The sequence below is a fragment of the Roseibium sp. MMSF_3544 genome (assembly GCF_030732845.1).
In the GTDB taxonomy this organism is placed as follows: Bacteria; Pseudomonadota; Alphaproteobacteria; order Rhizobiales; family Stappiaceae; genus Roseibium.
The window spans coordinates 1-12,887 of the sequence record NZ_JASHKA010000030.1; the positions used below are offsets into that span (position 1 = coordinate 1).

The 12,887-nt window shown below is 58.6% G+C and carries 10 protein-coding genes; 6 read left to right on the plus strand and 4 right to left on the minus strand.

The genetic code is table 11. The features are described 5' to 3' along the window. Window positions 1–154: 154 nt before the first annotated feature. The gene (locus RBB47_RS27350; RefSeq protein ID WP_305989096.1) at window positions 155–988 is read right to left on the minus strand and encodes a universal stress protein; all 834 of its coding nucleotides are present in this window, start codon (window positions 986–988) and stop codon (window positions 155–157) included. Between the two features lie 200 nt (window positions 989–1,188). Here RBB47_RS27350 and RBB47_RS27355 point away from each other — a divergent pair, with 200 nt between their 5' ends. From RBB47_RS27355 to RBB47_RS27375, 5 genes are all read left to right on the plus strand, one after another. Next, window positions 1,189–2,976, plus strand: a complete 1,788-nt coding sequence (locus tag RBB47_RS27355; protein WP_305989097.1) for an ATP-binding protein — start codon at window positions 1,189–1,191, stop codon at window positions 2,974–2,976. Continuing rightward, window positions 2,973–4,370, plus strand: coding sequence for a sigma-54 dependent transcriptional regulator (locus tag RBB47_RS27360; protein ID WP_305989098.1), 1,398 nt, complete (start codon window positions 2,973–2,975; stop codon window positions 4,368–4,370). The genes RBB47_RS27355 and RBB47_RS27360 overlap by 4 nt, the downstream gene beginning before the upstream one ends. Before the next feature lie 246 nt (window positions 4,371–4,616). Beyond that, complete coding sequence (locus RBB47_RS27365; protein WP_305989099.1) at window positions 4,617–5,633, plus strand: C4-dicarboxylate TRAP transporter substrate-binding protein; 1,017 nt, start codon at window positions 4,617–4,619, stop codon at window positions 5,631–5,633. 80 nt (window positions 5,634–5,713) lie between these two features. Further along, window positions 5,714–6,358, plus strand: coding sequence for a TRAP transporter small permease subunit (locus RBB47_RS27370; protein WP_305989100.1), 645 nt, complete (start codon window positions 5,714–5,716; stop codon window positions 6,356–6,358). Beyond that, window positions 6,355–7,725, plus strand: a complete 1,371-nt coding sequence (locus RBB47_RS27375; protein WP_305989101.1) for a TRAP transporter large permease — start codon at window positions 6,355–6,357, stop codon at window positions 7,723–7,725. Before RBB47_RS27370 ends, RBB47_RS27375 begins: the two co-directional genes overlap by 4 nt. A gap of 76 nt (window positions 7,726–7,801) precedes the next feature. Here RBB47_RS27375 and RBB47_RS27380 read toward each other — a convergent pair whose 3' ends face one another. The 3 genes from RBB47_RS27380 to RBB47_RS27390 form a co-directional block, all read right to left on the minus strand. Next, window positions 7,802–8,416, minus strand: coding sequence for a DUF805 domain-containing protein (locus RBB47_RS27380; RefSeq protein WP_305989102.1), 615 nt, complete (start codon window positions 8,414–8,416; stop codon window positions 7,802–7,804). 179 nt (window positions 8,417–8,595) lie between these two features. Further along, window positions 8,596–10,164, minus strand: coding sequence for an exodeoxyribonuclease VII large subunit (gene xseA, locus RBB47_RS27385; RefSeq protein WP_305989103.1), 1,569 nt, complete (start codon window positions 10,162–10,164; stop codon window positions 8,596–8,598). A gap of 50 nt (window positions 10,165–10,214) precedes the next feature. Further along, window positions 10,215–11,918: a SulP family inorganic anion transporter gene (locus RBB47_RS27390; RefSeq protein WP_305989104.1), complete on the minus strand. Its 1,704-nt coding sequence runs from the start codon at window positions 11,916–11,918 to the stop codon at window positions 10,215–10,217. A gap of 206 nt (window positions 11,919–12,124) precedes the next feature. On the opposite strand from RBB47_RS27390, the gene RBB47_RS27395 reads away from it, so the two are divergent. Then, on the plus strand, window positions 12,125–12,883 hold the full coding sequence (locus RBB47_RS27395) for a 16S rRNA (uracil(1498)-N(3))-methyltransferase (protein ID WP_305989148.1): 759 nt from the start codon (window positions 12,125–12,127) through the stop codon (window positions 12,881–12,883). Window positions 12,884–12,887 lie beyond the last annotated feature (4 nt).

A 12,887-nucleotide genomic window follows, 5' to 3' on the forward strand; every position in this document is an offset into this window, starting at 1 on the left:
GGGCTCTTAAACGGCCAAATCCGAAGGACGGCAAAATGGCTTCACCTCGCAGCGTCAACGCGCTTGACCGGGCATAATGCCCGCTCTTCACACGCTTCCTTGCGTGATTTCGCCATTTATGCCGCCAAATCGGCTTCATTTATGTGTCCGTACCCTAGTGCGCCATCAGCACTGGAACGGTCATGGCTTCCAGGATTTCGCGGGTCGCGCCGCCGAAGAGAAATTCGCGCATGCGGCTGTGGCCGTACCCGCCCATCACGACCAGGTCGTTGCCATTGTCTGCCACGTAGTTGAGCACTGTGTCGGCGATCCCGGTTTGCGGATTGGTGACAACTTCGACCGTGACGTTCATGTTGTGGCGCGCGAGGTAGTTCGCAACATCGGCTCCCGGTTGGCCTTCGCTGGCCGACGCCTTCTTCTCGACGACAAGAACCGTGATGTTCTCCGCCTTTTCAAGAACCGGGAGAGCCGCATGAATGGCACGTGTCGCGGTCGAACTGCCGTCCCATCCGACCAGCACGTTTTTCGGCTGGAATGCCGTGCTGCCGATATAGGGAATGAGCATGACGGGCACGCCGCTTTCAAACAGGACCGTTTCGATCAGCAGCTCGCGCATCGGTTCCGGCCGATCAGGATTGGCCTGGCCGAGAACCACCATGTCTGTCGGGCGGCAATGAACAAGGACGTTTTCCAGCGGCCCGCCGGTCAGGATCTCGGCCATGCGGCTTTCGCTCTTGACGGCGGCAAGGCGGGCGAATTCGTCAAATTCCTTCTTGGCTTCGGTCGCCGCGGCGATCGCCTGCTCATGCGCGGCCTGCATGTAGTCGACCGGCATCGGAGCTGCAGCAAAGGCAGGAACGACAGGTTCGAATGAGACGGCAAGTCCGGTTACGTGCGCGTCGTAGATCCGGCCAAATTCCAGAGCGTATTTTGCGGCGGGTTGTTCGCCCGCAAGGTCCAGAATGGTCAAAATATCTTTGATGGGCATTTATACCTCCTTTGGCCGGATGGGTGGCTCGGCGCCAGCATATTGAATACCTTTGGGCTTCATATGACTAGGTCGCATCCGTATGCTGCTGCAACCCATATTATGAGGGTGTGACCTTCCGTCGTTGACGCGCATCAATTGATTTTGTCATTAAAATTCAGAATTCTGGCGCCGGTCAAAAAAATACGCGATAACAGGGAATGACGAAACGCTGGCTCTATCTGGCAATACCGCCGCTCCTGCTCGTGGTCGCAGCTTTCGTCCTCGTCCAGTTTTTCATGGACCTTGACGAGGACAGCAGCGACCGCAAGGCCGCGGAGCGTTTGACGCTGTATCGTCAGACCATCTTGGGCGAGTACCAGAAGTACCGTTATCTGCCTTACATGATCGCACGCGACCCGCGTGCGACACTGGCTCTTCAGGCCGGCCAACCGCTCGAGAGCGCGAACCGGTTTCTTGAGGAAATGGCCGAGAATTCCGGCGCTGACCTGCTCTATGTCATGAACGAGGACGGCACGACCCTTGCGGCCAGTAACTGGCAGGACGATCTGTCGCTGGTCGGGCGGAACTACGGCTTCCGTCCCTATTTCAAATCCGCAATTCAAGGAGAGGAGGGACAGTTTTTTGCCATCGGTGCAACGCTTGGTGAGCCTGGCCTTTTCCTTGCGCGGCCTACACCGGTGGCAGGTCAACCGATCGGTGCAGCGGTGGTCAAGGTCGACATGCGCCCACTGGAAGCAGCCTGGGCCGAAGGCGGCGAGACCGTTTTCGCCTCCGACGAGAATGGTGTGATCTTCCTCTCAAGCCGCCCCGAATGGCGTTATCGCACGCTTTCGGAACTACCGTCTGATGTCCGCGAGACAATCAGCGTGACACGGCAATACGCAGCGCAGAGCCTCGAACCGGTAAGCAACCAGCCGATTGTTTCCAGCGAGTTGGTGACCATCGACGGCAATGCGTTCCGGCATAATTCGGCCGATGTCGGCTTGCTGGGCTGGACCTTGCATTTCCTGGTGCCGGTGGAAGAAACACGCAAGAGCGTACTGCCCATCTGGGCAGGGGCCATCACGCTTAGCCTTGTCTACGTGGTCATTGTTCTCGTGCTGCGTGGTCGCCGTCTGCGCAAGGCGTCGGTTCTACTGCGGCAGGAATCGGCGGATTTGAAAGAACTCAACACGCGTCTTGTCGGCGAAATCCAGGAACGCCGCCGCATCGAGCGGGAATTACTGGAAGCGCAACGCGGACTGGCCCGCTCCAACAGGCTGGCCGCTGTCGGCGAAATGTCGGCTGCCGTCGTTCACGAACTGAGCCAGCCGTTGTCGGCGCTGCGCATGTTTGTGGCGGGTACGCGCAAGTTCCTGGACAAGGGCGATACGGGCACCGCCGTCGAGAACCTCAACGAAATCGATTCCATTCAGCTGCGCATGGCAAGTCTCACGCAGGAATTGAAGCGGTTCGCACGCCCGGGCGAAAGCCGGATCGAGAAAATAGATTTGAGGGAGAGCATACGCACGGCGGAAAAGATCGTCCGTCCGCGCTTTGAAGAAACGGGCGTCGGCCTGACACTGGATCTGCCGGATACGATGCTGGAGGTCGAGACGGCTCCTCTGCGGGTGGAACAGATCCTCGTCAACCTGCTCCGCAACGGGGCTGATGCGGCTGCCAGCGAAGGCGAAGGCCGCGTCTTGCTGAAAGCCAGCCAGACCGGCGGCGAGGTCCATTTGCAGATCTCAGACAATGGACCAGGCATCCCGGAAGATCTTCGCGAGCGGATATTCGATCCCTTTTTCTCAACCAAAACCAGTTCAGGCGGAATGGGACTGGGACTGGCGATATCCATGCGTCTTGCCGAAGATCTCGGTGGCAGCTTGTCTGTGAAGGCGAACCTGCCCAAGGGGGCCATGTTTGAACTGAATTTGCCCGCTATCGACAGCGAGGCCGAACGAACCGGACCGCCTCTTGATATGGACAGCGAAGCCGCAGAATGACCGGACAACCGGATAATCGAAAAGTCCTGATCGTTGACGACGACCCGTCCATGCGGGCCGCGCTGCGGCAATGGATCCGTCTTGCCGGTTTTGCGACGCTGGAAGTGGAAACCGCAGACCAGGCTCTTTCGAAGCTCTCCTCGGGTTTCGAAGGCTGCGTTGTTTCCGACGTTAAGTTGGAAGGAGAGGACGGCCTGTCCTTGCTGAGGCGCATCAACGCGCTTGACGCGAACCTGCCGGTGGTGCTCATCACCGGACATGGCGATGTGCCCATGGCGGTCGAAGCCATGCGGGCCGGAGCCTATGACTTCATCGAAAAACCCTTCGATCCGGATCATATTGCAGACGTGGTGCGGCGAGCGTCCGACAAACGGGCGCTGATCATGGAAAACCGGGCGCTGAAAAAACAGCTTGCCGACGGAGCGGGTCTTGAAAGCCGTTTGATCGGAAACAGTCCGGCGATCCAGACGCTCCGCCAGCAAATCCTGCATTTCGCCAAGACGGACGCTGCGGTTTTGATCACCGGCGAGACCGGCACAGGCAAGGAAGTGATTGCACAGGCGCTTCACGATTTCAGTTTTCGAAGCGAAGGCCCGTTCGTTGCGATCAATGCTGCCGCACTTCCGGAAACAATGGTGGAAGCGGAACTTTTCGGACATGAGGCCGGAGCCTTCACCGGAGCCGACCGCCTCCGCACCGGCCGGATCGAGGCGGCAAACAATGGTGTGCTTTTTCTCGATGAAATTGTCTCCATGCCGCTTTCTCTTCAGCCCAAGCTTTTGAGAGTACTGCAAGAGAACAAGGTTGACCGGATCGGCAGCACACAGTCCGTCAACGTGAACATAAGGCTGGTCAGTGCGTCGAATCTCGATCCGAGGGAAGCCGTGCGTTCGGGCAGGTTGCGCGAAGATCTGCTGTTCCGGCTGAACACGATCGAACTTTCTGTTCCGCCTCTGCGCGAACGCGGCCAGGATTGCCTTCTCCTGTTCGACACATTCATGAACCGGCTCTCTGTGCAGTATGGTCTCACAGCCCCTGGGCTGTCCGCGCACGACGAGACTTTCCTGCAGACCTATGCCTGGCCGGGCAATGTTCGAGAACTGCGCAATGCGGCTGAACGCTTCGTGTTGAATGCCGGTGTCAGTCCACAGCCACTGGAAGCCTTGGTAACCGGGCAAAAGGGCGACGCGCGCCCGACAACATCGGGCGGCTTGAAGGATCTCATGGATACTTACGAGCGCAGCCTGATCGAGAATGCCCTTCGCAGGCACAATGGCCGCGTGGCGGATGTCATGCAGGAGCTCAATATTCCACGCAGAACCTTGAACGAAAAAATGGTGCGCCACGGCCTGTCCCGGGATCTGGTTGGCGCTGTGGATGCGCCGCAGAGTTAGGCTGTGCCGAAAGAACCTGGGTAGGCGGAAACTTGCCGATATGCGGTTGTCATCGGCGGAAATCCGCCGACTTCAGCGCCGCGAACGCATCGCGATCAATTGAACAGTCAGTCTTTACAATGAGTTAAGTTTTTTCTCCCAACTGGCACGCACCGTGCAATGATCTTTTCGACTTGGCACGGCACGCGGGTGGAACGCCCGGGTGCGAGCGGTCAAGGAAATGAGCACTTTGTCTGGGAGGATTTCATGCTCTTTTCACTGAAGTCCGCAACCGCTGTGTCCGCGGTTGCGCTGTCTGCTATTTTTGCCACCGAAACCTTTGCTGCGGACGTAACCTGGAACGTGTCCTTGTGGGGCAAACGCCGGGCCTTTACCGAACACGTCGAAAAGCTCGCACAAGAGGTTGCGGACAAGACGGGCGGCAAGTTCGAGATTAAGCTGCATTACGGCGGTGCGCTTTCGAAGTCGCGCGAGAACCTCGACGGTATCTCCTTCGGCGCATTTGAAATGGCGCAATTCTGCGCGTCATACCATGCCGATAAGAACCCGACCCTGACTGTTCTGGAATTGCCGTTCCTGGGCGTGAACGACCTTGAGACGGAAGTAAAGGTTTCCAAGGCGCTTTACGATCATCCTGCGGTGCAGGAGGATCTTGGCCGCTGGAACGCGAAACTGCTGATGCCTTCGCCGATGCCGCAGTATAATTTTGCGGGCAAAGGAGAAGTGCCGGAGTCGATTTCCGACTTTGACGGCATGCGTGTCCGGGCACTCGGCGGACTTGGCAAACTGATGGATGCGGTCGGTGCTGTTCCGACATCGGTGACGGCTTCTGAGACCTATCAGGCGATCGATTCCGGCACGGTCCAGGCGGCCGGCTTTGCGCCGCATGCGCATCTTTCCTTCAAGGTGGTGGAAGTTGCCGACTGGTGGACCAAGAACCTCAATCCGGGCACGGTCCATTGTCCCGTCGTTGTGAACGTTGACGCCTACAACGCTCTGCCTGACGACTTCAAGGCGGCCCTCGACGAGTCGGTCGATCCGGCGCTTGCACACTATCTCGAAACCTACGCCAAGGTTTACGACAAATGGTGGCCGGAACTGGAAAACCGCGGCATTGTGCAGGTCGAGTTCACGGATGAGGAACTGACGTCCTTTGCCGAAAAGGCAGGCCCAATTCACGACGCCTGGATCGAAGAGCAGACCCAGGCCGGGCTGCCGGCACAGGAACTGCTCGACATGGTCAAGAAAACCATTGCCGAATAAGCCCGCACAGCTGGCTTGACCCATTTGCTTTCCGGCATCGCGCCTAAGGTGCCGGAAAGCCCTGCCTGGGGCTGAATTTCATGATGACAATCGATCCCGCGGGACGTTCCGGTGAGGAGCGCCCGACCACCTATATCCGCTTCAGCGGCTTCCTCGCCCATATTGAAAACGGATTTAACCTTGCTGCGGCATTCTCCATTCTGGCACTGATCCTGCTCGCAGTGGCGCAAGTGTTTGGCCGTCTTCTGTTCAACACGCCGATCCCCGGTTTCATCGACATCACCGAACAGGCAATGGCGATCTTCGCATTTGCAGGTGTCGCTTATTGCCAGCGTGTCGGCGGGCACATCCGGATGGAGATCGTGCTCGGGCAGCTGCGCGGCCGCACGCTCTACATCTGCGAGATGCTGGGTGTCATTTTGATCGCATTCACAGTCGCTCTGCTCGTATGGGGATCGCTTTATCACTTCGACCGTTCCTGGAACATCGGCGACAGCACCATGGATATTCGCCTGCCCACCTGGCCGTCGAAACTGGTGGTTCCGGTCGCGCTCAGCCTGCTCTTCCTGCGCTTGCTTCTTCAGATCTACGGCTATGCCCGTCTGATTGCCAATCCAGCCCGCGAGCCGGTCGCTGTTCCAGTGATCGAGAAAGTCGAGGAAGTCGCACAACACGAAATCGAGGAAGCCTTCGGCGAAGATACAGATGAGGAGGGCTCCAGATGACCCCGTTTGAAGTCGGCCTCATGATGACCGGCGTGTTGCTGGTCCTGGTCATATTTGGCGTACGCGTTGCCTTTGCCGCCGCCTTCACCGGTCTTGTCGGCCTGATCATTCATTTCTCTTTGAAAATGGGGTTCGAGCGGGGCTTCTTCGTTGCCTTGCAAATGGCCGGCACCATTCCGCATTCCAAATCCGTCACCTACGCCCTGTCGGTGCTCCCCACATTCATTCTGATTGGGTTTCTTGCCTTTTACGCCGGCTTCACCAAGCAGTTGTTCGAAGCCGCGAAACGCTGGCTCGGCTGGTTGCCCGGCGGCATGGCGGTCGGCACCGTCTTTTCAACCGCCGGCTTTGCCGCCGTTTCGGGCGCCTCTGTGGCGACGGCAGCGGTCTTTGCCCGCGTCGCGATCCCCGAAATGCTGGCCGCCGGCTACTCCAAGCGCTTGTCTGCAGCCGTTGTTGCCGCCGGTGGTACGCTGGCGTCGCTGATCCCGCCCTCCGCCATTCTCGTGATCTACGCCATCCTCGTGGAACAGTCCGTCGGCAAGCTTTTGATTGCCGGCTTTTTGCCGGGTGTCTTTTCCGCCCTGGTCTATGTGGGGATCATTGTGGCCGTCTCAGCATGGCGTGGCGATGCGCCGCCGGTAAAGGGTTTCACCTGGGGTGAGCGCCTTGAAAGCGTGCCCGGCACGTTGCCGATCATCGCAGTGATCGCCATCATCTTCTGTTCCTTTTTCTTCGGATTGGCTACGCCGACGGAAGCGGGCTCACTCGGTGCCTTCGTCGTGCTGGTTGTTGCCTTCGCAAAGGGCATGAAGGCCAAGCAGCTCGGGCAGGCGCTGCACGAAACCGCCAAGCTTACGGTGATGATCTTCACGCTGATCTGGGGCGTTCTCGTTTACGTGCGCTTCCTGGGCTTTGCGGGGTTGCCCGACGCCTTCCGGGATTTCATTGTCGGACTGGAGTTTTCGCCCTGGCTCGTCATGATCTGTATCCTCTTGGCCTATGCGGTCCTTGGCATGTTCATGGACGCGATTGGCATGCTGATCCTGACATTGCCCGTGGTTTATCCCGCTGTCATTGCCCTTAACGGCGGCGAGAGCGTGTCGGCGGCCGACAGTGCCTTTGGCATGTCGGGAGAAGCCTGCGCGATCTGGTTCGGGATCCTGGTGGTCAAGATGGCGGAGCTCTGTCTGATAACGCCGCCAATAGGGTTGAACTGTTTCGTTGTTTCGGGGGTCAGGCCGGACATTCCGGTTCAGGAAGTCTTCCGCGGCTGCATTCCGTTCTTCGTTGCGGACGTGTTGACTATCGCCGGACTGCTCGCGTTTCCCTCCATCATCACGTTGCTGCCATCCTTGATGGGGTAAGCGCGGGTTGCCTAATCAACAAAAAAAGCCGCCGGAACCAGGTTCCAGCGGCTTTTTTTGTGATCTTTGGATGAGATCAGTCGAAGACGTGCGCCTGGCTGCGAACGCTGTCATACTCGTTCGGGCCCGGCGTGCCTGCGAAGAAGCCGTTCGCGATGAAAATCCAGATCGCGTAAAAAGCGCCGACGATCGGGATCAGCATGATCAGCAGGAAGAACCCTGAGGCGCCGCGGTCATGGCTGCGACGGACTTCCAGCGACCAGTAGCAGACGAAAAGAACCAGCAGAAGGCTGGAGTAGATGATGCCGGACGTCGAACTAAAGATGGCCGAGTAGAACGCCAACACCGCCTGATCGTCGGAAAGGCCCTGCTGCTGTTGTGCTGCAAGCATTTCCATTTCCGGGGCGGCACCCATCACCAGTGCGACCAGAAGTGCCATCGACAGCACCCAGCGGATCAGGCCGATCGTCCAATATTCCATGCGGCCAATGCGGCCCTGGAAGCTGAAGAACATGCCAAGCCCGTGGCCAAGCGCCTTGCCTATGGAGAAGCTGTCGTCGTCCCCGTATGTCGGCATGCCGCCGGCTGCTGCATAGGCGGGCATTGCTGCACCTGCATGACTGGCATGTCTGTTGCCAAATTGCGGGACGGATTGCTCGACGCCGCGTTTACCGAATTGTTTGCGCTGCATTGTCCTAACTACCCCTTAGGATTTGTCAGTATTGGCGCTTACGCTAGGGGAGATAGCTTAATTTAGGGAAAAAGGACGTGGTTAAATCTGTCCTAATTCAACTAAAGAAAAATAATAGCTGAAAGAACATTTTGCCGAAAACACAATGAGTTCTTGAGAAGAACCTAGTCTGCTCCTTGCTAAAAAAGATCGCCCTGATCCTTGGGCTGTTCTTTGGGCCGCTCGGACCGTCTGGCCTTGGTCTTTCGGGGTTTCGGAGCAGCGCTTTCGCTCATGGCAACGGCATCAATGTTGCCATCGGCAAGCTCGATGGACAGGGCAGCCCCCGGATCAATTGCGGCCGCCGACCTGACCGGGTGGCCGGCCTCATCGCGGACAACGGCATACCCCCTTGCCAGAACATCCTTGTAGGACAGGGACTTGAGCAGCTTTTGCAAGCCTTCCAGCTTACTCTTTTCCTGCGTGACACGCGCAAGAAAGGCTCGGTCAAGCCGCTCAGAAAGACCGGACACACGCTCCTGGCCGAGAGATGTCTGCTGAACGAGGCGCGCGGGAGTGAGGCGCGCAGCCACTCCGGCATAGGCCTGACGCTTTTGCTGAACCGAAACCGACAGCGCGCGTTGTTGCCGTTCCCCGATCTGCTGGAGGTCCTGCCGCGCTTTCGAGCTCAACCGCGAGAGCAGGAGAGGCGACAGTCTGCCTGCGAGATTTTGAAGGTTCGCCCGGTGGCTCTTTGTGCTGACGATCAGCGCGCGTTCCAGGCTGTTGGCAAGCGTATCGAATTTCTGGCGTGGCAAGGCCAGAAGGTCCTGCGGCGCAGGCAGAGCGGCGCTGGCTGCCCTCAGCTCCGTCCTTCGGCCGGTCACAAAGCGGACCAGGCCCGAATTGAGCCGACGTGACCGGTCGTCGACCATGGCCATCAGCTCAGCCTTCACAGGCACGGCAATTTCGGCAGCACCCGTGGGGGTTGGGGCACGCCGGTCAGCGGCAAGATCGATCAGTGTCCAGTCGGTTTCGTGGCCGACTGCAGAGATGAGCGGAATTTGACTGTCGGCCGCCGCACGCACCACGGCTTCTTCATTGAAACCCCAAAGGTCTTCGATGCTGCCGCCGCCGCGCGCAACGATCAAAAGGTCCGGGCGCGGGATTGCACCGCCCGCTTCAAGAGCGTTGAAACCACGAATGCCGTTGGCAACCTCCGCCCCCGAGGTTTCACCCTGAACGCGGACAGGCCAGACCAGCACATGCAACGGAAACCGGTCGGCGATGCGATGGAGAATGTCCCGGATCACCGCGCCTGTGGGCGACGTCACCACACCGATGACGTTCGGCAACGGCGGCAGCGGTTTCTTGCGCTCTTCGGCAAAGAGACCCTCTGCCGTCAGTTTCTTCTTGCGCTCCTCCAGAAGCGCCATCAGTGCGCCTGCACCCGCGGGCTCGAGCGCGTCGATCACCATCTGATATTTGGATTGGCCGGGAAAGGTCGTGATCTTGCCGGTCGCAATCACCTCCAGACCCTGTTCGGGCTGGATTTTCAGCTTCGAGGCAACACCACGCCAGATGACGCCGGACAGCACCGCCCGGTCGTCCTTAAGGTCCAGATAGATATGGCCTGACCCCGGCCGCGAGATCCGCCCGAGTTCACCGCGCACCCGGACATAGCCAAAGGTGTCTTCCATCGTTCGCTTGATGGAAAACGAAATCTCGGAAACGGAAAATTCGGCGACGTTGGACGGCGTTTCGCTCACGCAGGTGATTCCTTTTCTTCACCCGAAGGTGGCTGCTCGCAGATTGAGGGTCAAGTCGCCTTCGAACCAGCGGACGATCCGGCTGGGGATGCCCCCGTATACGCGAGCAGTTCGTTGAGCGTTCCGAACACCGTCTTGTCGCCGAATGCCGCAATCAGTTGAAGGCGGCTGTGGGCATTTGGGTCATCCAGCATATGGGCAAAGAGAAGTTCGATGTTCTTTTTCTCAAGCTCCGACTTGAGCGTCTTGAGCATTTCAAGGGCCGTGAAGTCGATATCATCCACGCAGGACGTGTCGATGCAGAAATGCCTGAGACCGGAAACGTCCGATGCCGTCAGCCATCTGACTTCGCTCGCGAGCCGGTCTGCATTCGCATAATACATGCCGTGGGTGAAGCGGTAGATCATCATATCCGGCGCGGCGAGGGCCCGGGTCTTGAGCGGGCGCGCAGCCCAGCTTTTCGGTGTCTCCCTCGTCAGCAGGACATTGACCGGACGATAGCCGTGCCGTGTGTGCAGGATCAGCGACAGCACGATGGCGAGCACGATGCCAGGCCCGACACCTGCGAAGACGACGACGAGGATGGTCGCCAGGCTCACCCAGAATTCAGGCCGCCGCTCCCGGTAAATCTGCCGCATCCCCTTCAGGTCGATGAGATCCACACCGATCTTGAAGACAATTGCCGAAAGCGCGGCTTGCGGTAGAAAGCTGAGCAATCCGGTGAAAAACAGGAGAACAAGCAGGACGACAAGGACGGTGACCAGCATTGCAAGTTGAGACCTGCCCCCTGCGCTTTCCACCATCTTGCTTTTTGTGGGGCTACCATTCACCACGAAGGTGCCGGTCAGGCCGGCACCAAGATTTGCAAGGCCGAGCGCCCGGAGGTCTGCGCTTTCCACCAAATGCTCGTTGAATTTGTTTGCATACGCGCGTGCGGTTGCGGCGCTCTGGGCGAGAATGACGACAAGCATGGCAAGCGCGGTCGGACCGAGCTGCAGGATCAGTCCCAATGACCAGTCGGTGTCGGGGATGGCAAACTCGGGCAGACCGCTCGGAACGCTGCCAACGACGGCAATGTGCGACTTCAGGTCGAAATACCAGCTCGCGAATGTGGCAAGCGCGAGCGCCACAATTGCTCCGGGAAGCGATTTGAAGATCAGCCTCGACCCGAAAATGATGACGAGCACGCCAACCGATACCGAAACGGCGAACACGTTGATTGTTGCAAGCAGCGAAGGCAGGTCGCGTAAGATGGCAAGGCCGCTTACTTCCGGCAGCTTTATCTCGCCCATGCCCGTGAGCGAATGAAGTGCGACCTGGATACCGACACCCGTCAGGAAGCCGGTCAGAACGGTGCGCGACAGAAAATCGGCCATGAAGCCGAGACGCGCGACACTGGCCGTGATCAGGAGGACGCCGACCATCAGCGCCAGCAATCCGGCAAGTGCGAGATAATGCGCACTGTCGACGGCTGCCATGCCGGCAATTGCCGTTGCAAGGATTGCCGCCGTTGCCGAATCGGCTCCGACGACGAGATGACGCGAGGAGCCAAACAGCGAAAACAGCGCCATCGGCAACAGTAGTGTGTAGAGCCCCGTAATCACCGGTGTTCCGGCGATTTTCGTGTAGCCCATCACTTCCGGGATCGCGATGGCCGCGAGTGTCAGTCCTGCCAGAATCTCCGGAAAAATCCGCGACCTGTCCAAGGGAAGAATGCCGGAAAGACACCAGTTTCTCAGCTTGAAATCCGTCAAATTGAATACCCGGTCAGTGAGACTGAATGGCAAGGCCCATCTCGTATTGAATGCTGAGAGTAGCGCAGGTGGTCGCATCGCGGTCAAGGAGGTGTGACGATACGATAGAGGCACATCCAGCTGCAGCGCGTCGAAATGTGTGCAGTTCGATCCAGGCCGGACTATCCGCCTTGAAACACACACATTCGAGCGCCTACGTACGACGCATGGGAAAATACGAGTTCAAAATGCAGCGACTTTTCTTGCGGCATATTCTCGCCGAAGGCGCCCGGATCGAAGCTGATCGGAGCCAGGCAAATTACCTTATGAATGTGCTGCGCATGAAAGACGGAGACTACCTTCTGGTCTTCAACGGAAATGACGGCGAGTGGTTGGCAAAGATAGCCAGCAGCAGCCGCCGTGACTGCGCGCTGCAGATTATGGAATGCACCCGGGAACAGACCGAACGCAACGATCTCATCTACCTGTTTGCACCGCTCAAGCATGCAAGGCTCGACTACATGGTGCAAAAGGCGGTCGAGATGGGGGTCGGCAGCCTGCAGCCTGTTATGACCCAGCACACGCAATCGAGCCGCGTCAACCTGGAGCGCATGGAAGCCAACGTGATCGAGGCTGCGGAGCAATGCGGCGTCCTCTCCATTCCCGAAGTGCTCGGTCCCCAGTCGCTGAAAGACGTGCTCACCGAATGGCCGGGTTTGCACCCAGGCAGACGCCTTCTGTTCTGCGATGAGGCGGAAGGTTCACACAATCCGCTTTTGACCCTTGCCCAGATGAAAGAGGCCGGACCGCAACCCCTTGCGGTTCTGATCGGCCCAGAAGGTGGGTTCTCCGAAGAGGAACGCGCCCAGTTGCGCGATCTGGAATTCGTCACTGCAATTCCGCTCGGGCCCCGTATACTGAGGGCGGATACGGCAGCTGTCGCTGCCTTGACCGTCATCCAGGCAACGGTCGGCGATTGGAGATAGGCGA